The organism is Galbibacter pacificus (assembly GCF_029603165.1).
GTDB lineage: Bacteria > Bacteroidota > Bacteroidia > Flavobacteriales > Flavobacteriaceae > Galbibacter > Galbibacter pacificus.
The window spans coordinates 12,645-34,395 of sequence record NZ_JAQSVC010000007.1 but is presented as its reverse complement, the minus strand read 5'-3'; the positions used below and the strand labels follow the sequence as shown (position 1 = coordinate 34,395).

The window sequence follows — 21,751 nt, the reverse complement described above, 5'->3', positions numbered from 1 at the left end:
TTATTAAATAGCATTTTTGAGTGCTTCAACGTCATCGACGGTTTTTGCCAATGGGTTGCCCAATAACTTGCTACCGTTTTTGGTTATTAAAAAATCTTCTTCAATACGGATGCCGCCAAAATCCTTAAATTTTTCAACGGCAGCATAATTCACAAAATCGGCATATTTATTTTGGGCTTTCCAGGCATCAATTAAAAACGGATTGAAATATATACCGGGCTCTACCGTAATTACAAAGCCTTCTTGCAGTTCTTTTCCCAACCGCAGCGACTTTAAGCCAAATACCGTACTTTTTTCCAAGCTATCGGTATAGCCTACATAGGGTTCGCCAAGGTTTTCCATATCGTGCACGTCAAGGCCCATCATATGCCCCAGACCGCATTGAAAAAACAAGGTATGTGCCCCGGCATGTACGGCTTCGTCTGTATTTCCCTTCATGAGCCCCATTCCTTTTAATCCTTCTACCAATTTGGATGCCGCCAATAAATGCACGTCCTTAAAGCGCACGCCCGGCTCTAATGTTTCTATGGCCGAGTTGTGCGCATACAGCACGATGTTGTATACTTCTTTTTGCAGATCGGTAAAACGCGCTGCCGAGGGGAATGTGCGCGTCATGTCGCCCGCATAGCCCATGCTGGTTTCTGCACCGCAATCGCACAATACCAAATTGCCGTTTTTAATTTTATTTTCGGTGGCATGGTTGTGCAAATACTGCCCGTTGGTTGTAAGGATGATGGGAAACGAAATGTTCCCGCCACCACCAATGGCTATGGCCTGTAAATCGCCTGCAATTTCCTTTTCGGTTTTACCGGCCACGGCATTTTGCATGGCATAGGTATGCATGGCAGCGGTTGTATTTACCGCTTTATGGATCTGCTCTACCTCAATGGCCTCTTTTATTTCACGCTGGGCCACCACGGCCTTGATAAAGGGAACCGAGCATTTTTTTTCTACTTCGGAAACCGGGATATTCAAGAATTGGCATATCTGGACAACCGTTGCAGGGCGGTATGGCGGCAAATAATGAACGGCCTCCCGTTGTTGGGCCTTCTGGACATATGAAGCCAACTCCTTTAACGGTCTTACCGTTTTTATGCCAGCCTTTGCGGCCAATTCTTCCAATGGTGTTACGGCACCGATCCAAACTATTTCTTCGGGTGTCGGGTTGTTGCCAAAAAGGATTTCTTCATCGTTTTCAATATCAATTACAAAATAAACATCGGGAATATTAATGCCCGTGTAGTATAAAAAAGTACTGTCCTGGCGGAAGGGGTACCAATTGTCCTTGCAGTTCATCCCGCTTTCCCCGTTTCCAGGAAAAAGCAAGACACCTTTTTTTAAATTGGACTTTAATGTTGCCCTTCTGGCTATATAAACTTCTTGTGAAAACATAGATTTATGGTTTATGGGAATAAAATCTTTCAAATTTGACAATAATACGGGGGTTTCGCAACAATTTAAGGTGTTAAGGTTAATTTAGTATCATTTCCGGTTAATATTTGTAGTTTTATAAGAAGCTAAGGGAAATAATTTATTTATACCGGGGTAATGAGCACTGCTCTGGCTTTCCCATGCACTGCTCTGGCTTTTTTGCCAGTAAACTGGCAAATCCCCCATTGCTGTACTAATCCACGAAATAAGAACTGATTTATATTTTTTCGTAAACGGATCGCTTTTTATGTCTCGGCAATATTATATATGCACACTCCTGCAAGATTGAAAAAAACCTTGCAGGCCATAGGGTAGTTTTTGTTTTTTCAGAATACTTTACCTGCTCAATTCGGTAAAGTATTTATAAAAATATGGTATGGTCTCAATGCCTTTTAAATAATTCCATATGCCGTAATGCTCGTTGGGCGAATGTATGGCATCGCTATTGAGGCCAAAGCCCATTAATATAGTCTTGCTTTTCAATTCCTTTTCAAACAGAGAAACAATAGGGATACTCCCACCGCTACGTTGCGGGATGGGCGTTTTGCCAAAGGTTTCCTCGTATGCCCTGCTTGCCGCCTGGTACCCTGTGCTGTCTATAGGCGTGACATATGGATGCCCGCCGTGGTGGGGTTTTACAATAACTTTTACCCCTGCCGGTGCCAAGCTTTCAAAATATGCCTGAAACAGATCGGTTATTTCCCGCCAATCTTGGTGCGGTACCAACCGCATGGATATTTTGGCCGATGCCTTGCTGGCAATTATCGTTTTGGCACCTTCGCCAATATAACCGCCCCATATTCCATTTACATCCAGTGTCGGGCGGATGCTGCTACGCTCGTTGGTGGTATAGTCTTTTTCGCCATACACATCGTTTATGGCCAATGCTTTTTTATAATCTTCCAATGAGAAAGGTGCCTTTTCCATTTCGGCGCGCTCTTCTACAGAAAGTTCATCTACTTTATCGTAAAAACCGGGAATGGTAATATGGTTGTTTTCGTCGTGCAATGTGGCTATCATTTTATTGAGCACGTTAATGGGGTTGGCCACCGCACCGCCGTACAAGCCGCTGTGCAAATCACGGTTGGGGCCTATTACTTCTACTTCAACATAACTTAAGCCGCGCAAGCCTGTGGTAATGGACGGGACGTCTTTGGCTATCATTCCGGTATCGGAAATCAGGATAACATCGTTGGACAGCTTTTCCCGGCTGTTGATAATAAACCATTCCAGGCTTTCGGACCCCACTTCTTCTTCTCCTTCAATCATAAATTTCACGTTACAGGGAAGGTTTCCTGTTTGCGTCATGTATTCCAAGGCTTTTACATGCATGTACATTTGCCCTTTGTCGTCACAGGCACCTCGTGCAAAAATAGCTCCTTCGGGATGCAGTTCGGTTTCTTTTATTATTGGTTCAAAAGGAGGCGATTCCCATAAATCTATGGGATCTGGTGGCTGTACATCATAATGGCCATATACCAAAACCGTGGGAAGTGTTTTATCTATTATCTTTTCTCCATAGACAATTGGATATCCGGGAGTTTCGCAAATCTCGACATGATCGCAACCTGCCCTTTCCAGTGCATTTTTAACGGCATCGGCAGTATTAAGGACGTCTTGGGAGAAAGCTGGATCGGCACTAACCGATGGCATTTTTAATAATTCTATAAGTTCTGATATGAATCGATCCCTGTGCGTATCGATATACGACTTTATATTTTCCATGAAGTATTTTGTTGTAAAATCAAATGTACAAAAAAAGAAGTTTTTTTGATTATAAAGTTTGAATATTCAAAAATTGAATTATATTTGCACCCACAAATTCGTCGCGGGTATAATACGTGCCCTTTATGGTACAGGCGGGGAATTGACAGACAGATTGGACTTAGTAATTAAGCCAAAAAAGTTCATAAAAATATAAAATGCGGGTGTGGTGGAATTGGTAGACACGCCAGACTTAGGATCTGGTGCCGCAAGGTGTGAAGGTTCGAGTCCTTTCACCCGCACAAAAAGCTCTCAAATTTTTGGGAGCTTTTTTTATTTGGGTACAACAAATCACCGATTTTCAGCTTTCTAATTTTATTTCCAGCTTTCTGCTACCATTTTACTTTTGTCATTCTTCCATTAATTATTAGTCAAATACCTCAGATTATCAAAAATACGTTGGATTAACCTCCTCTCGTTGGTAACGTGGAGTTGCTACTTTTACTCGGACATAAAATTTAAGACTGTTTGTTATAAAACAAATATCTTAGAAACATGAAAAAACGATATTACAGTCCTGAATTAAAGGAGCAAGCAGTTCGGTTAAGTTACCAACGAGAGAATATAAAAGAATTAGCAGACGAGTTGGGTTTAGAAGTCCAAAGGATTTATAAATGGCGAAAGGCAGCCAGAACAACAATATCTCCTAAGCCAGAAAAAGCAGTGCCTGATGACACATTAGAGGTTAAAAGACTGCGCAAAGCTCTTAGAGAAAAGGAACTTGAACTTGAGATATTAAAAAAGGCCGTGCACATCTTCTCCAAGAGCGATGGGAATTGAAAATCAGCGTAAGCTAAATCTATGGATTTATAGCCAGCTATAAACATTTATATCCTACCCAAGAGGATGTGCAAGGTATTTAAAGTCAGTAGGAGTAGTTTTTATAGATGGTATACGGCTGGACCCTCAAAACGAAGATTGGAACTTAGCCTATTTACGGATTTGATTAAAACGGAATTTGACCAGAGCAAAAAACGATATGGCTCTACACGAATAGCAGAAAAACTTAAACGTAAAGGCTACTGTATATCCAGGTTTAGAGTAGCTAAAATTATGAGGGCTAATAATTGGGTAAGCAAACACAAAAGAAAATTTAAAGCTCCCACCGATTCAAATCACAGTTATCCGGTTTGCAGAAATTTATTGAACAGAAACTTTAATCCCAGTAGATTAAATGAAGCTTGGGTTAGCGATATTACCTATATCCAAACCAATCAAGGGTGGTTATACCTAACCACAATTATTGATTTGTTTGACAGGCAGGTAATAGGTTGGTCATTAAGTACAAGTAAGTTTACATACCGATCAAACTATTATTCCAGCCTGGAAAATGGCTATAAGCAAGCGTATTATAAACATGGATTTAATATTTCACTCAGATCGTGGGATACAATACGCCTCAAAAACATTTAGAACTTTTATTAAATCCAATCCTTTGGTAACTCAATCTATGAGTAGAAAGGGAAATTGTTGGGATAATTCAGTTGCTGAATCCTTCTTTAAAACATTAAAGGTAGAGCTTGTTTATGATGATGATTTTAAAACTATAGAGCAGGCTAAAACCGCTGTTTTTGAGTACATCGAAATATGTGACCTCCTCCCATTAAATCAGACTGATAAAAACTAGAGTATTTCTGGCAAATAAATATTTAACTTTAAATAAATTATTTGCTTATGAAACGATCAAAATATACCGAGTCGCAGATTGTATTTGCGATAAAACAGGTTGAGACTGGAACACGTCTTTCTGAGGTCTGTCGCAAGATGGGAATCAGCGAGGCTACCTTTTACAATTGGAAGAAAAAATACGGTGGTCTGGGTGTCTCTGAACTGAGAAGGCTTAAAAACTTGGAGGAGGAGAATGCGCAGCTTAAAAAGCTTGTAGCTGATTTAAGTCTTGACAAGCAGATTCTTCAGGACGTACTTAAAAAAAGTTCTGAGGCCGTCTCGAAAACGGGAGATGGTCAGCAATATTCGTATGGAATATAATATTTCCATCAACCGTTGTGTACGCCTAATATTGCTGCACAAAAGCGTTTTTTATTATACACCCAAAGAACGTGGAGATGAATTGCTGCGTATGAGAATGAAAGAAATAGCAGCAACACGGGTACGCTATGGGTTTTGGAGGATCTATATCTTGCTTCGCCGGGAAGGCTTTATGGATAATCATAAACGCGTTTATAGAGTGTATTGCGAAGAAGGTTTAAACCTCAGATCTAAGAGACCTAAAAGAAGTCGGTGTGCAGCCCATAGACAGCCTGCTCTTGGTAATGCCTCTAGTTTACATGAGTGCTGGAGTATGGATTTTGTGACAGATCAACTCTACGACGGAAGCCGTTTCAGGGCCTTAACTGTAGTAGATAATTATAGTCGTAAATGTTTAGCTATATATGCAGGAAAATCCCTTAAAGGAAGTGATGTTGTTGGGGTGATGGATAATTTAGTTACTAGTGCAAGAGTTTATTCTAAACGCATAAAAGTAGATAATAGAAGTGAATTTATCAGTAAAGTATTGGATAAATGGGCTTATGAAAACAATGTTGAATTATACTTCTCAAGACCCGGAAAACCTACTGATAATCCATTTATAGAAAGCTTCAATGGATCTTTCAGAGATGAATGTTTAAATACAAACTGGTTCTTCTCTTGGGAAGATGCTCAAGAAAAGTTCGATATTTGGAGGGAAGACTATAACGGGTTTAGACCACACAGCTCATTGGGTGACATGTCACCCAATGAGTACATTGAAATCAATGAAAATAGCCCAGATTCTCTAGTTATGACCAGTACCTAAATATGGGAGGAGGTCAATAGCCCACCTACAATTTATTGCTAAAAAGGCACAAGTGATAAATTAAAAACATCTCATTTACAAATGAAAATTGGTGTCAGAACTTATAATTAAATCCCAGTAATATATTATCTCGATTGGATGTAAATGTAATTTCCATACGCTCCTTTCGATATTCATTCGTAAATAAATAACTACTACCAACACCTATTGCCGCTCCCACCAAGACATCTAATATATCATGCTGATCTGCATAGATTCTACTATATCCTGTGAACGCAGCTAAAGTATATGCGGGTATTCCATACTTCCAACCATATCTTTTTTGAATAAAAGCCGCACTCTGAAATGTCGTGGAGGTATGCCCTGATGGAAAAGAATTATTATTAGCTTCATTGGGTCGTGGTTTAGTAATAGCTAGTTTTAATCCAAAAGTCATAGCTTCATTTACGGCTAAACCTTTTAAGAACTGCCAAGACCCTTGTTTATCACCTATGATAAGGGTTGATCCCAATGAAATAGCTGGCATCGCATACAAAAGAATATCTCCTGAAGTTTCAATCGCTTTTTCTTGTGAATACAATCTCAAATTCCAAAAGCAAGCAAAATAGATAAAAAATATAAAACACTTCTGAATTTTAAAATAGAAGATTTTGGTAGTAGAATTAAAAAGATAATACATGAGGTAATGCTATCAGTTAAGTAATTTTAATATAATAGGCATGCTTATTTTAGGATTAAGTATCCAAAAGTAAATCACGATTCTAAAGAAATTCTAAAGTTTTAAAGAATACACTTAATTAATCACTATAATTGAGTCTTTTAATAATTCGATGGATACCTTTATTTCTTCTAAAATTTTATATTCTCCATCCATTTGAGATTCAAGGTACTTCCCTTTATTTCTTATTATGTCCAGCTTATTTGTTTGATAACTAACCACTCCCTTTATACTTAGATGTCTTTTGAAAATCAACATTATCCCAAACCATACCAACTGTAGTTTTTGCATTTTTGGGATTATAAGCACATCCAAAAGGCCATCTTTTAATGATGCCTTTGGGGTAAGACTAAAATTATACCCTAGTTCATTGGAGTTGGAAGCAAAAATTAAAAATGGGTCTTTATACATTTTTGTCCCGTTAATGGTTACAACCAGAGAATCATCCTTTTTATCATTAAAAAAAGTAACAGCACAAGCTTTTAAATAACTCTTAAGGGTACGTCCATTAAAGCCTTCATAGTTTCGTATTACCTTGGCATCAAACCCAAAACCTGTATTACTAAAAAAATAATTACCATTACAGATACCCACATCAATTTTGTTGGTAACTTGATGCTTAATGATCATGAGGGCTTTTTCAATATTTTTAGGAATATTCAAATGAGAAGCTAGTCCATTACCTGAACCAATTGGTATTATTCCTAAGATACATTGAGAATTCACTAAAACAGAAGCTACTTCATTTATGGTTCCATCACCACCGCATGCAACAATAATATCTGCTCCTTGACTAACAGATTCTTGAGTTAGCACAACAGCCTCACCTTTATATTTTGTATACTTAATTACTAATATATAGAGCGCTTTTGGAAAATAGCCATCCAAAAGCTTTTGATCAATATTTTTATTCCCTTTTCCAGCTATTGGATTTACAATGAAATGAATATTTTTCATTCTTTTAAACTTTTTAAAGTAAGCTTACCACTTGTATACAAATCATCAGCAGTTTGATAAAAAGAAATCGTCTGATTTAAATAGTCATTGGATACGCTTTGTATTGTAAGACCATTTGTGATATTATCCCATTTATAAAAATTAGCAGTCTTTTGATCTCCTAGAATCATAAGATTATTCCCTTTTAAAAGGCCTAATTTTCTATAATTCCCAATAAATGCTCTTGCTGTATTTGAAGATTTCTTTGTTATATCCTGCCCAAAGAAGTTTGAGTTATATTTCCAATTAAAATACCCGAATAATGTTGGGAAGATATCGATTTGGGAACAGAGTCTATCTATTTTTTTAGAACTTTGGTTAGGCAAATTATAGATAATGGCAGGAATATGGTAGTTTTTAACATCCAGTTCCCATCGCCCAGCACTACTAGCACAGTGATCGCTCATGACTACAAAAACGGTATTATTAAACCATGGTTTCGATTTAGCTTTTTCAATGAATTTTCCAATTGCGTAATCTGTATATTTAACTGCACCATCCCTACCACTTCCTGATGGAATGTCTATTTTACCTTCTGGATATGTATATGGTTTGTGATTAGAAGTGGTCATAATAAAATCAAAAAAAGGTTTTCCGCTAACAGATTGTATATCTGCCTGCTGTATAACTTTATTAAAAATATCTTCATCGCAAACTCCCCAAGCATTTTCAAAGCTTACTTCGTTATCATTAATATTAGTTCTAATGGTTTTTATTTGATCACCAATCAAAAACTCTCTTCCCCTATCTATAATATTAAAATCATTTCCACTGAAATAGGCATTCATATTATCGAAATAACCATCCCCTCCATAATAAAAATTACGTGAATATCCTTTATTTTTAAATACTTCACCGATGGTAAACATACCTGTATTGTGTTCTCTTTTGACAATACTTCGTCCGGGTGTTGGTGGTATCGACAAGGTTATAGCTTCCATTCCTCGTACTGTTCTAGTCCCGGTTGCATATAGGTTTGAAAATAAAACACCTTCTTTAGAAAGTTTATCTAAATTCGGAGTAAGCCCCTTTTCATTGCCAAATACTCCTAAGAATTTGGCACTTAAACTCTCTACACAAATAAATATAACGTTCGGGGTTATTCCACGTTGAAGTGTATCATGAGGTGGAATATTTCTATATATAGGATTTTTTTCACGATCAATTAAATCCCCAGAAGCTTCGTATTGTTTACTTACTAAAGCATAGGATTCATTTTTGGTAAGGGTTTTGTAAAATTCTGTATACGAAAGCTCATTATTTCTAAAGGCGGCAAAAAAGGAATAAATCCCGGCTTTTGAAAGTTCATTATTATATCGATTTCCTGACCAATCAGCAGCTTCATTGGAGACAAACATGGTAAAGCAAATGGCTATTACAACCCAAGGGAAGGAGAATAATACTTTCGTTTTAAATGATATTTGTGCTTTAAAAACATGTTCAAAACTATTGCACTTATATATTAAATATATGGTACCAACAGTCAACAACAAGATACTAGAAATTAAAATTGGCAAGGGATAGGACTCATTTATATTTCGAACTACTTCATAGGTATAGATTAAGTAATCTACCGCGATAAAGTTAAATCTTCTATGGAATTCATCCCAGAATGTAATTTCTGCAAAAAAAGAAAAATAGAGCACTAATATTCCTATGGTAAAACCAGTATAGGTAGCTATTCGGTCAAATAAGCTCCCTACCCATTTATTAGGCATTATCATTAAATACAGCAGATAAGGGATGGTAAAAAACGAAATTGTTCCCAGGTCAAAAAATAGACCTGTCATAAAAATTCGTAGTATATCAAAGAAATCGACGTCAACCTCACTTAGGTTCCACAATAAAAAGATTAATCTTACAACAGATGAAAGGCCTACAAAGAAAAGAACAAAAACCTTCAATAATTCAAAACGCTTAGGGGATAACTTGTACCACATATAAATAACTCTATCAAAATTCAAGTGGTAAAATTATCATCAGAATCTAAAGGAAAATTAAAGATGCGATTGCATTGATTTAAAAAAAAGGGGATTTGAAAACAAATTCAAATCCCTTTATACTAAATCGAAAAAAAACAAAACCTAATCTTCTTCTTCTTCCGTTAACACTTCTTTTTTCATAAGTTCTCCTTTTTCATCAAAGGCCACTTCTAGTTTTGATTTTCCTTTTTTTATTTCACATTCATACAGAGTTCCATTAGATGTTTCCGAAATTTCCTGCTCTTTGATTTTATAATCCTGGAACTTCTGGAATAAGGAAATTCGAACCCTCTCTGGTAATTCTTTAAACTTAATTTCATGTTCAGTTTCCTTCCAGGTTCCATCGTCCATAAAATTAGCTGAATAGCGATGACCGTCCCATTTAAATTCTGCTTCCCATTCATGATCAGATTCCTGATCCCAATGTACACCCTTAGCTTCTGGGAATTTTTTATTAAAAGCTTCTTCCACTTTTTCTGGAACCTCTTTTTTATATCCAAAGGCACTGAGCCCTGTAATTAAGACCCCCATAAACAATAAATTTAATACTTTCATTTTGTATTATTTTTTTAGTTAATAACACTAAAGTTAATCACCAATTCTAAAGAAATGTTTAAGCTTCTAAAACTTATATTTGAAAGAGACTCTCGCTATTTGTGTCTCGTAATAATTCTGATATAAAGCAGTAAAATCACTTTCATTTATTTCTTGTCGAATTCCATAATTATTAAATAAATCACTCATTGAAAAAGCAATCTCTCCTTTTTTATTCCAAACTAATTTCTTCACACCAATATCTATTGAAGAACGAGAAAGCTCTTTTCCTTGTGGTATATTCTTTGGTGAATAATAAAGCCCTAGCACCTGAAATTGCAATTCCCAAGGTAACCGAAATTCATTGGTTAGTTTTAAAATAGTTGCATTTGCATTAGACTCTTCTATATAAAAAGGTCTTTCATAGGGAAACAAGACAGTTCCAGTATAGGCTGCTATCTTATTATTGAAAAAATTTGCACTCAGGCCCAATTCCCAATAAGAAGAAATATCCTGATTAAATAGTATCTCTATGCCGCTTGACAATGTCCTTCCTGTATTTTGATATATTCTATTGATAATGTCATACGTTGGATTTGAATTATCAACACTATAGATCCTTCGATATTCATCGGTTATCTTTTTATGGTATAAAGCGGAAAACAAAGAACCCGTATTCCATGAAAATTTATGTGCCAATTCTATGGCTTCTGTGTATTGAGGACGTAAATAGGGATTTCCTACCTTTAAGAGTTCAGGATCATCATATTTTGGAAAAATTCTGAGTTCTGCTTCTCCAGGACGATCAATTCGACGATTATAAAAAAACGACAAATTATTATTTTGGTTGAGTTTTTGAGTATATCGTATACTTGGAAAAAATTTAAAATAGTCATAATCATCATTGGAATCGTAGTAAATATTTGCAGGATCAAGGGTATAAAAAACCTGGGTATACTCCGCTCTTAAACCTGCTTCTATTTCAAAATGTGCTCTTTCATAGACAAAGTTTGCATATCCTGCAAAGAGATTCTCTCCCCAATCGGAATAATCTCCAAGTCCTTCGTAAATAATTGAATTATCTCCTCTTTCAACAGAATAATCAACAGGGAGACGGCGAACTCTAACTTTGGTACCAACCTCCAACTTCCCTGCTGCCAATGCCTGTGCATAATTTGCTGACAAACCTAATGTGTGTTCAACCGCTTTAATATGTGTAACATCCCTCCCTATGCGAATGGAAGAACTATCGTTCAAAAAATATCTTTCATCCTCCAAACCTCTTGTATATTGTAGGTTTGCATTAAAGGTTTGCCCAGGTTCTTCAAATGAATGTTCATAATCTGCAACCACATTAATATTACTTGTTATCTCTTCTTCCTTCCAGTTATAATATCGCTCTCTTTGACTGGAAGCTAAGTTAATAAAAGCGACTTGAGAGGTATCGATATGCTTTTCTCTATCGTACATCGCTGAAAAAGTAAACCTATTATTCTCATCTAAATTCCAATCAACGCCTCCTTTTAAGATGGCCCTAAACTGTTTTCTATTTTCTGGAACTTGGGATGCAATTTCACTTCCGTCACTATACAATCTAGTTGTAAACTCATTATTGGGAAGTGCTTCTTGAATGATAATTTCTGACTGAACAAAGTAATTAAACTTTTTAGTTCTGTAATTAAAATCTATACTTGGGATTAATTTTGGATTCATATAATAAGAACCAAGATCGGTTGGGAGATCCCCCTTACGTATAGAGAATGCTCCTATTCCAGATGAAAGCCCTATGGTTCCATTAACACCTCTTTCTTGCTCTTCTTTATAAATAATATTAATAATACCTGCTAAACCATTCGCATCATACTTAGCCGAAGGATTATTAATAATCTCAATCCTATCAATATTTGAAACTGGAATGTTTCCCAATCCTTTTTGGTTTCCAAAACCAGTTAAACTGGACTGTTTTCCATCTATAAGCACAGTGACCTTATCGCTTCCTCTCAACAACACTTTTCCTTCTTGATCAAAAGTAACACCAGGCATTGATTTCATAGCTTCCAATACCGAGCCACCGGAATTAGCTATATTATCGGTAAGTGAAAAACTTTTTTTACTTAATGCAGCATTAGTCACTTCTCTTTTTACCGATACTTCCACTGCTTCCAAAGCTTCGGATGTTGGATTCAGTGGAATTACACCTAGAGTAAAAGTAGTATTTATCCCACTTGCATAAATCTTCCGTTGCGATTGCTGATAACCTACAAAAGAAATGTTTATACTATAATTGCCCAAAGGTAATCCTTCTAGCATAAAATCACCCGCTTCATCTGTTATTGTTCCTATTACAAACGCTCCAGAAGTTTCTTTATTTACTGTTACGGATGTATAAGGTAAAACTTCATTGGTCTGACTATCCTTAACTTTTCCGGAAACTGTTATTTTTTCCTGAGCTTCGCAAACACCAAATATTGCCAAAAAGGAAGACAATAATCGTACCTTTAATTTATCCATTATATTCGAATTTTGAATAAAACTAAAAAGTAAATCTAAAGATGGTTTAAAGTGGAAAATTAAATTATTAATTAGTGGGGTACAGCTAGTAATTTACTCATGAAAATTGAACCAAAAATATATGGCTTCCTTTGTCGAATGAATATGTAAGTTTGAAATTATACATATCGCAAATTTTCTTTGCAATGGCAAGCCCCAAACCAGTAGATTTCACACTCTCATTTTCTTTATAAAAACGATTGAATATCTGATCCACATGTAAAATTGGTTTCTCCCCCTTATTACTAACAGATAAACTCTTGTTAGAAATTTCAATAACAATATCCCCACTACCTATATGATGCTTTATAGCATTGGAAATTAAATTATTACAAAGAATTTCTGCCAAATGGTAATCCATAGTCACCAAAAGCTCATTTTCATTTACGAACTGAATATCTTGTTGGAATATCTCTTTAAAATTAGCAATATTCTCCTCTACGATAGAAGTCAATGAAACTTGCTTTGGGTTTATAAATTGATTGTTCTCTATTTTTGTAAGCAGTGTTAATCCCTTATTCATTTGAGTTACTCGCTTAATATCTTTTTGAATGGATGTCAACTGGTCATATTGTTGGTTGCTTAATGGTGCGTCATTTATAACACTCTCTATTTTAACCTGCATGATGGCCAAGGGAGTTTGTAATTCATGGGAAACATCCTCTGTAAATTGCTTTAGATTGTTATAATCTGCCCTTACTTTATCAGTAAGTATTTTTACTTGGGTGTTCAGTTCACTGAACTCTCTAATATTAGAACTTGACAATACTATGGGTTCCTTGGCGGTAAGAGAAAACTGTTTTATTTGTTCTAGCGTATTAAAAAATGGTTTCCATAAATAGGAATTCCCCACTTTATTGAAGTAATACAACACTACAAAAACAACTATAATGATTAATAAATAGGAAATGATTATGGCGATTAATATATTTTCAGATTCTACTACAAGATCCCTTACTGATATTTTATAATTAATATTGTTGATTCTCTTAAAACTTGATAGCTCTCTAAATAGTTCTATTTCATCTTGTGAGGGATCATAGATCAAGGTGTCTTTCAATATATCAGGAAGGAGTTCTTTGGAAGTGCCTACCTCTACCACTGGCGGCAATGAATATGGATTTTTACCCGCCTCTAGTATGCTTTCAATCCTAGCGGTTGTGGAATACAACTCCTCTTCAATTTCAGCCTCTAAAATATTTCGTACATAGAAATATAGCGCAATTGAACTCAAAGACATTAACAGTAAGCTCACTATTATAAAAATACTGGAAGTCTTTTGTATCAGGCCGATCTTTTTACTCCTTTTTTTCATTTAATCTTCTATGAATTTATAACCACTACCATAAGCTGTTTTAATATATTTTGCACCTTCTTTCGTGAGTTTTTTCCTTAAATTATTGACATGCACATAAATAAAATCAAAATTATCAATTAAATCACTATTATCTCCCCAAAGATGTTCTGCTATAATTTCCTTGGATAGTACCCTATTTTTATTGGTAACAAAAAAAAGTAACAAATCATATTCCTTTTTTGTGAGTACAATTTCTTTTTCTCCCACAGTAACCACATGTCCATCAGTGTCTATTTTAATCTCATTAAAAACAACAATAGCACCTCCTCCAAACATTTGCCTTCTTAAGATTGCCTTCACCCGGGAATTAAGCTCTGCCAAATGAAATGGCTTGGTTAAATAATCATCTGCTCCGAGATCCAAACCTTCCAATTTATCATCCAAGGAATTGTTTGCGGATATAATAATAACCGCGGTATTAGCACCCTGCTTCTTCTTCAATTGCTTTAAGATATCAATTCCACTCCCTGTCAATAAATTGAGATCTAGTATTACAATATCATAATCATATAATGATATCTTATAAGACGCTTCATTAAAATCGGACGCCACTTCACATACATTGCCTTCCTTTTCAAGGTAAATAGCAATAGACTGCTGTAAAGAAAATTCGTCCTCTGCAATTAATATTTTCATAGCCTTAAAATTAGTTTTTCATTTTAAAAATTAATACTCTGCCTATTGATTTCGCTTTTTTTCAATATATTCAAGCATCGTGGGTAATACCACTAATAAAAGTGGCAATGCAAATAATAATCCTCCAATAACTGCAATTGCCAATGGTTGATGTAATTGTGCTCCTGTTCCGATGCCAAGTGCCAAAGGAATCAAAGCCATCATTGCAGCTGTAGTTGTCATTAACTTTGGTCGTAATCTTTCAGCAATAGCATATTCAATTCTTTTCAAAGCAGTCCACCTAGAATCTGTTTCTAAAAACTGCAAATAGGTAAAAATGCTGTTTTCCCCTAAAATCCCTACAATCATAATAATCCCTGTATAACTACCAACATTTAAAGGAGTTCCTGTAATATAGAGGCTTATCAAAGAGCCTGCAACTCCGAGCACCCCTATAATGAGTATCATAATAGCAATACTAAGTTTTCGAAACAAACAGAGAATAATCATAAAAACTAATAGAATAGCACTCATTAAAATTAATAACAATTCCTGAAATGCTCTTTGTTGCTCTATATAAGCACCCCCATAAGCCAAATGATATCCTTGTGGCATACTGATTTTTTGGGCAATCCGATCCTTGATATCCACTATGGCAGACCCTAGATCACGCTGATCTAATCGCGCAGTAATCACGCCCATTGATTTTTGATTTTCCCTATTAATCTCAGCCACCCCTTTTTCTAAGGTTATGTTAGCTACTTTATCAATAGCTATTGGTGATCCATTTGGTAAAATTATTTTTGTAGTTCTGATATTTTCAATACTTAAATTTTTAACATTGGGATATACCAAACGAATCGGCACTACTTGTTCGTTTTCATATATTGTACTTACCACTATTCCCTCTATTTGTGTTTGCAATTGTATTTGTAAGTCATTTACCGTAAGTCCCAATTGAGAAAGGGCATAGGTATTTGGTATTATCGAGAGTGTGGGGCCAGCAACAATTACTCCATCATTTACATCCACAGTTCCTTCTACTTGCTCCATCTCAGCAGCAATTTGTTTTGAAAGTGTTTGAAGTATTTTCACATCCGATCCAAATACTTTAATTTCTATCGGTTGTACAGAGCTCATCAAATCACCCAACATATCTCCAATAACCTGACCAAAATCTACCGTAAGCTGCGGAACTGATTTCTCTAATTTTTGTCTTATTTCATCAGCTACTGCTGTAGTATTTTTACTTTTAGAATCCTTTAATTTAATAAGGTAATCCCCTCGGTTTGGTTCCGTAATAAAAAAGCCCATTTGAGTTCCTATACGAGCAGAGTACGCTTCCACTTCTTCTTGATTATTCAATATATGATTAACTTCTGCAAGCATACGGTTGGTTTCCTTTAAGGTAGTACCGGGTGGACTATTGAAATCCAACACGATACTCCCTTCATCCATATCAGGTAAAAAACCCGTAGTTAATCTAGAAGGAATAACCAATAAAATTAAAACACATAATATAACAAATGACACACCAAGAAACGGGCGCTTTAAAATAAAATGAACCCATTTGGTTCTTTGTATATTTATTTTCTTTTTATGAGGTCTATTAGATAAAAAAATTGCCAAAGCGGGTAATATCAGCCATGAAACAACAAAGGATGCTACGAGCGCTATAATCATAGTAAAGGCCATTACTTTGAAATATGCCCCAGCAACTCCTGTCATAAGAATAAATGGAATGAATATGACCAAGGTGCTAAGGGATGACCCTATCATTGCTGGAAATAAATAGTGAATACTTTTATGGACAATCAATCCTATAGATTCTTCAAGATATTCCTCCCGAATTTTATGTATCTGTTCTATCACGATTACCACATCATCAATCATAAGTCCAATGGCAGCAGCAATGGCACCAAGGGTCATTATATTAAATGAATATCCCAAAACCTCCAAACCCATCAAAGTAAGTGATAAAGATATAGGAATGGTAAGAAGTACCAATAAACTAGCTGAAACTGATCTTAAAAATAAAATTACCACAGACAGCGCCAATAAAAGTCCTATCCATAGAACATCTTTAATGCTCCTGATGCTTTTGCCAACAAAATCGGCTTGCTTATAGTAAGGTTTTAGATAAACTCCTTTGGGTAAGATGTTTGCCAATTCATCAATTTTCTTCTCTATTTCAACGGAAACCTCCATTAAATTGGCTGTAGGTTGCTTTACTACGGCAATAAGGGGTGTGTTTTTCCCATTAGCTAATATTCTAACATATTCTTTTACCTCTCTAATCTCAATTGTAGCAATATCTTTTAAGCGAATAAATCCAGTAGAAGTATTAACTATTGGGATGTTTTCCAAATCGGATTTTTGAGTTATGGCATTATCAATAAGTGTTAAATACATACGATTATGGTCCTCTATATACCCATTAGATTGAAGAATATTAGCATTGATAATAGCATCTTTAACGGAAGAAATGCCTATCCCCAACTCATTGAACTTCATAGGATTCAATACCACCTGATACTCTTTTTCCTTTCCTCCAACCACGACAACATCAGCAACTCCTTCTGTACTAGATAAATATGGTTTTACTTGATATTTAGCTATTTTTTTTAAATCAACTAAGGAGTAATTATCTCCCTCTAAGGAATACCCCATGACTGGCAATATAGAAGGGTTCATTTTTTCCACTAAAAAATTGGTGTTCGGAAGAATATTTGCCTGTGATTGATTAATATAGGATTCTATTTGGGCTTTGGCTGTATTAATATCAGTATCCCAATCTAGATATACGGAAATCTCACAACTTCCTCGAGAGGTGGTACTCCGAATGTATTGTAATCCTTCTGTTCGCCTCAATACATTTTCTAGAGGAATGGTAACCGCAGTCATCATTTTATCCACTGGTTGTTGCCCAGCATCAGCAATCACTTTAATCTTTGGAAAAGTGATATCTGGAAACAATCCCGTTTGCAATTTTTGATAAGAAATAAAGCCACCAGCTAGCAATAGTATTGCTAAAAACAAAAAGGGATATTTGTATTTTACGAAATTTATATTCACGGTGCAGGGTTTTCAATGCGGACAACAGTGGAATCTTGTAATTGATATGCTCCCTTAGTAATAATAGTATCTTTATAATCTAGCAAAGTTGATCTTACTTGAACTAAAGAATCATTTTGCATTAGTGGTATTACGTTAATATTTACAGCTAAAGAATCATTTAAAACTTTCATAACCCAAAACTTAGTTTGTAGTTCATTAGTCTGTATGACAGATCGGGGAAGTACCATCGCATTCTCAGCAATTTTTTCCAACATCCGAATCTGCACTTTTAAGTTCTCTGGTAAAATAATCTTTGGCATTTCAATTAAAAATTGTTGGTTTTGGGTCAAAGGATCAATTATGGGTAATTGTTGACTAATTTTAGCATTGATAGTGGTATCTTTTAAAACAATTTCACAAGGCATTTCTTTTATAATTTCTTTACTTTGATCAAAAGGAATGCTTACTTGTATTGTCAAAGAATTAGGTTGTATAACGGTGGCTATAATATCCCCTTCTGAAACAAAACTATTCTCATTATAATTTATAACGGAAACAACACCGGTTGCCTCGCTCTTTATTGCCATGGGAATGGTAAGTTTAGCCAGTGTACTATCTATCCTTATTGCAGCTCCAAGGGCTTGTTGTTCTTTTGTTCTTATATAGCATAAAACCTGCCCTCTACGAATAGAATTTCCAACTTCAAAATTGATTGTAGAAATATAACCCGTAACATTGGCTCGGATATCTTCCTTGCGTTGATATTTGGTAACCCCATTAAATAAACGATATTGATCTATAGTTCCTTTATTTACCGTTGCCGTTTGTACCCTAACAAAGGCCTTGGTTCTATTTTGATCTACAGGAGGTGTATTGCATCCAATCGCTATTATCAAAAAAATGGATACCAAATATAATTTTGAGATATCTATCTTCATAATTACCAATTTGTATAGTTAAACTGACTTTTTAAAAGCCATAAATTTGTTTGTGCTTGTAATTTGGTATACATGTTCGATTTATAACTCTGAATAACATTTAAATAATCAACAATAGAAACCTGTCCCTGCACGAACTTTTCTTTATAGATTTCTTGGATATGGGCATACTGATCCAATTGTTTGTTAAGCAAGGTAATTTGATTCTGCAAGGCAATCACTTGATTATCCAAAGCCATTAAATCATTATTTAATTTAACAGCATCATTTTTTCTATACCCTTCTAGGTTCTCTCTTTTTAATTTATTTTGATCCAACATATATTTACGCCTTTTCCCATCATAAATAGGAATGGCAAGATGTAAGCCAACGCTAGCTCCAATTCTATGATCAATATGCGACAGCTCCACTGCATTAACTCCAGTATTTCCATAAAGCGATAAACTTGGTTTATACTGATTTAATAAAACCTGTTCATCAGACTTGAGTTGTAAACTATCATTTCGATACTTTTTAAGGTAAAAGAAAGTTTTTGGAGCTTCTTTGTAATCCAAGATGGGAGGGAGTAAACTTTCTGTTTTTTTAGCTGAAATTCCACACAAGGAAAATAGTTGAATTATAGTAGTATTGAAAGCTATCCTGTTTTGCTTCTGTTCAATACCTTTTGAATCTATGTCAAGTTTTAACAATAAATAGTCACTATTGGAAAGAATTCCGTTTTTCACTAATATCTCAACCACATCAAGTCTTTGTGTTAGTGCCGCTAGAATCTCTTTGGTAAATTCAATTTTTAATTGTTGTTGATAAGCTAGGATATATGTATCAGTAATATTTTTTATTAAAGTATGCACCATAGCACTCGATGATAACAATATCCCTTCATTGGTTAGTTTACTTTGCAATAAAAGTCCGTCTACCAATTTTTTATTAAATAAGTTTTTGGTAATATTAACCTGTACAGAATAAAGCCCTCCATTTGTAATGCCTGCATCATAACCATAAGCACTATTAGAGGGGCTTGTAGTAATGTCAATGAACTTTCCATTATTATTAAAATAAGGGGCTACCAACACATCTGTGGTTGCATTCACCTGAAATGCATTATGTTGAGCCTTGATAATCTCATATTGCAACTCCCCGATTCGTTTGAGGTTTTCAATTTCCTTTACATTTGGTAAATGCTCCTCCGCTTGATTAATAAAATATTTAAGGTTCTTTTGCTCTTGTCCCATTATAGAACTAGCAAACAAAAACAGAAAGCTATAAAAAAGAATAGTACGCACAAATTTACATTATAGAATGAACAAATATATTTAGCAATTCTAAAGTTATTTTAAAGATGTTGCCATTGGGGTTTTAATAGGCAGGTCCTGGAAAATGGTTGGCATTCCTATTATCAAAACCGGATAACTGCACCGACCCCGGCTTCCCTGCCGTTATAAAAAGAGGCAAATGCCTTCTCATACTTCGGTTCTTTCACATGATTGGGAAATAACTTTTTATTGATAAACGGATGGACCCAATATGCAATCTTGGTACTTAGAATCCCGATCCCGGCCCCAGCGACAACATCGCTGAACCAATGCCTGTCGTTATAAATCCTAAAAAAGCCAGTCCCTACCGCCACGGCATACCCAGCCATACCATACCAAACGGAAACGTCCTTATATTCTTGATATAAAAATTCCGCTCCCATAAAGGCCGTAGCCGTATGCCCCGAAGGAAAAGAGTTCCTCGAAGTACCATCGGGCCGCTCTACCCTGGTAATGGCCTTTAAGCCGGTAACACTCGATCCCATTATCAAATAAGCAGTCCCCAATATAACGGTCCTGTCCCTTAAGGTATTCCTACCCTTAATATCCGCCATATTAAGTCCATATACCGCCAGGGCAGGAGCATATTGAGAGATATCGTCCATGGTAAACTTCTCATCGATATGCTCATTTACCTCTTCTTTGATTTCTCCGTTGAAGTCTATAAGTGTATGGCTCTCCGTCGCCAAAAGGCCATAACCTATCAAAACGGAAGGCACGATCAATGATTTATACTGAAACCGTATATTGGTAGGGCCTTTAATATTTATGGAATCCTTGTCTGCTCTTTTTTGGCCAAAGCAGGCAAAGGACAATAAAAGGATTAAAAAAGTTACACCCCTCTTTGTTTTAACGAAATGTACATTCATGGGCATGGCATAATGGGTACCGCATTATTAAATTAGCCGGGTACCTGTTTAGTTTTGCCAAATGTATTTTTGAATTCTAAAGTTGATTTAAAGAACATAAATCCTTTTGGAAGGTTCATTTATTTATAAAGTGCCCTTGGAAGGGACGCCAAAGACAGCCCTACCAAACTAATTTTCATGCATTGAACAGGCCTAGATAAATCAATGTCAAAGTAATGGTATCAAAAATGGCATGGGAGAAAATGGGGTACCAAAGGTTCCTTCCAAACCTTTTCAACAAACAGGTCCAGAATAGGCCCCCCAAGGCTGCGGCCATAACACCTAAAAATCCCTGTTGCCAATGGTATAATCCAAATATCACGCTTGTTATAAGACCGGAGAACCAAAATGAGTTCCTTACTCCAAGCCAATTTTCAATGGTTGTTTGGATATACCCCCTAAAAATAATTTCTTCATAAAAACCACCTATTATCCAGGCCGCAACGGTTATAAGTACAAAAGTAAATATATGGTCCTGAATAAAATTATACTCCGTATACTCGGGAACAATAAAAAAATACCGTACCACTGGAAGATAAGCCCACCTCATGAATGCTACCCAAATTAAGGCCGAAACCGTCCCGGCAAGGAGCACTTTTACAGTGACCCCATTTTTTATCAACCCTAAATCCCTTAATGATTTATTTTGCCTGTGCAATACCCACCATACAGTTACCCAACAGATAATGGCGTACGAATAAAAAGGGAGCGGGACATAATGGGGAAATAAAACAACGAACAGTATTGTCAGGAGATCCAGTAAGCCTTTCTTTATTTTTGTTTTCATACAG

The 21,751-nt window shown here is 35.7% G+C and carries 18 protein-coding genes and 1 tRNA gene; 5 read left to right on the top strand and 14 right to left on the bottom strand.

Annotation, left to right across the window (positions count from 1 at the left end):
* Positions 1-3: 3 nt before the first annotated feature.
* Both PSF86_RS16315 and PSF86_RS16310 read right to left on the bottom strand, forming a co-directional pair.
* Positions 4-1,392 (bottom strand): aminopeptidase P family protein, encoded by a 1,389-nt coding sequence (locus tag PSF86_RS16315; protein ID WP_277901162.1) that lies wholly within the window; start codon positions 1,390-1,392, stop codon positions 4-6.
* Between the two features lie 375 nt (positions 1,393-1,767).
* The gene (locus PSF86_RS16310; protein WP_277901161.1) at positions 1,768-3,156 is read right to left on the bottom strand and encodes a dipeptidase; all 1,389 of its coding nucleotides are present in this window, start codon (positions 3,154-3,156) and stop codon (positions 1,768-1,770) included.
* Positions 3,157-3,355: 199 nt separating this feature from the next.
* Between PSF86_RS16310 and PSF86_RS16305 the strand changes: the two genes are divergently transcribed.
* The 5 genes from PSF86_RS16305 (at position 3,356) to PSF86_RS16290 (ending at position 5,992) form a co-directional block, all read left to right on the top strand.
* A tRNA-Leu gene (locus tag PSF86_RS16305) sits at positions 3,356-3,437 on the top strand.
* A gap of 253 nt (positions 3,438-3,690) precedes the next feature.
* Positions 3,691-3,975: a transposase gene (locus tag PSF86_RS16300; RefSeq protein ID WP_277901160.1), complete on the top strand. Its 285-nt coding sequence runs from the start codon at positions 3,691-3,693 to the stop codon at positions 3,973-3,975.
* A gap of 66 nt (positions 3,976-4,041) precedes the next feature.
* On the top strand, positions 4,042-4,608 hold the full coding sequence (locus PSF86_RS17915; RefSeq protein WP_407933339.1) for an IS3 family transposase: 567 nt from the start codon (positions 4,042-4,044) through the stop codon (positions 4,606-4,608).
* A complete protein-coding gene (locus PSF86_RS16295; protein ID WP_277901159.1) occupies positions 4,553-4,822 on the top strand; it encodes an IS3 family transposase in 270 nt (89 codons plus the stop codon). Before PSF86_RS17915 ends, PSF86_RS16295 begins: the two co-directional genes overlap by 56 nt.
* A gap of 47 nt (positions 4,823-4,869) precedes the next feature.
* Positions 4,870-5,992 (top strand): IS3 family transposase gene (locus tag PSF86_RS16290; RefSeq protein WP_277901158.1). Its coding sequence is split into 2 segments (ribosomal slippage): positions 4,870-5,123 and positions 5,122-5,992, totalling 1,125 coding nucleotides; the frame shifts between segments, so codons are not numbered across the junction.
* A 94-nt stretch (positions 5,993-6,086) separates the two neighbouring features.
* Here PSF86_RS16290 and PSF86_RS16285 read toward each other — a convergent pair.
* The 12 genes from PSF86_RS16285 to PSF86_RS16230 all read right to left on the bottom strand — a co-directional run bounded on the left by PSF86_RS16285 (position 6,087) and on the right by PSF86_RS16230 (position 21,747).
* On the bottom strand, positions 6,087-6,572 hold the full coding sequence (locus tag PSF86_RS16285; RefSeq protein ID WP_277901157.1) for a phosphatase PAP2 family protein: 486 nt from the start codon (positions 6,570-6,572) through the stop codon (positions 6,087-6,089).
* 213 nt (positions 6,573-6,785) lie between these two features.
* A complete protein-coding gene (locus PSF86_RS16280; RefSeq protein ID WP_277901156.1) occupies positions 6,786-7,667 on the bottom strand; it encodes a diacylglycerol/lipid kinase family protein in 882 nt (293 codons plus the stop codon).
* Positions 7,664-9,670 carry an LTA synthase family protein gene (locus PSF86_RS16275; RefSeq protein ID WP_338424037.1) on the bottom strand — a complete coding sequence of 669 codons (2,007 nt, stop codon included), beginning with the start codon at positions 9,668-9,670 and terminating at the stop codon, positions 7,664-7,666. Before PSF86_RS16275 ends, PSF86_RS16280 begins: the two co-directional genes overlap by 4 nt.
* Before the next feature lie 120 nt (positions 9,671-9,790).
* Complete coding sequence (locus PSF86_RS16270; protein WP_277901155.1) at positions 9,791-10,243, bottom strand: PepSY-like domain-containing protein; 453 nt, start codon at positions 10,241-10,243, stop codon at positions 9,791-9,793.
* 66 nt (positions 10,244-10,309) lie between these two features.
* Positions 10,310-12,733 carry a TonB-dependent receptor gene (locus tag PSF86_RS16265; protein WP_277901154.1) on the bottom strand — a complete coding sequence of 808 codons (2,424 nt, stop codon included), beginning with the start codon at positions 12,731-12,733 and terminating at the stop codon, positions 10,310-10,312.
* A gap of 97 nt (positions 12,734-12,830) precedes the next feature.
* Positions 12,831-14,087: a sensor histidine kinase gene (locus tag PSF86_RS16260; RefSeq protein WP_277901153.1), complete on the bottom strand. Its 1,257-nt coding sequence runs from the start codon at positions 14,085-14,087 to the stop codon at positions 12,831-12,833.
* Positions 14,088-14,765 (bottom strand): response regulator transcription factor, encoded by a 678-nt coding sequence (locus PSF86_RS16255; protein ID WP_277901152.1) that lies wholly within the window; start codon positions 14,763-14,765, stop codon positions 14,088-14,090.
* A 42-nt stretch (positions 14,766-14,807) separates the two neighbouring features.
* Positions 14,808-17,819 carry an efflux RND transporter permease subunit gene (locus tag PSF86_RS16250; RefSeq protein WP_277901151.1) on the bottom strand — a complete coding sequence of 1,004 codons (3,012 nt, stop codon included), beginning with the start codon at positions 17,817-17,819 and terminating at the stop codon, positions 14,808-14,810.
* A complete protein-coding gene (locus PSF86_RS16245) occupies positions 17,816-18,739 on the bottom strand; it encodes an efflux RND transporter periplasmic adaptor subunit (RefSeq protein ID WP_277901150.1) in 924 nt (307 codons plus the stop codon). Before PSF86_RS16245 ends, PSF86_RS16250 begins: the two co-directional genes overlap by 4 nt.
* Positions 18,740-18,741: 2 nt before the next feature.
* On the bottom strand, positions 18,742-19,971 hold the full coding sequence (locus PSF86_RS16240) for a TolC family protein (protein ID WP_277901149.1): 1,230 nt from the start codon (positions 19,969-19,971) through the stop codon (positions 18,742-18,744).
* 164 nt (positions 19,972-20,135) lie between these two features.
* Positions 20,136-20,921 carry a phosphatase PAP2 family protein gene (locus tag PSF86_RS16235; RefSeq protein WP_277901148.1) on the bottom strand — a complete coding sequence of 262 codons (786 nt, stop codon included), beginning with the start codon at positions 20,919-20,921 and terminating at the stop codon, positions 20,136-20,138.
* A gap of 175 nt (positions 20,922-21,096) precedes the next feature.
* Positions 21,097-21,747: a CPBP family intramembrane glutamic endopeptidase gene (locus tag PSF86_RS16230; protein WP_277901147.1), complete on the bottom strand. Its 651-nt coding sequence runs from the start codon at positions 21,745-21,747 to the stop codon at positions 21,097-21,099.
* Positions 21,748-21,751: the final 4 nt, after the last annotated feature.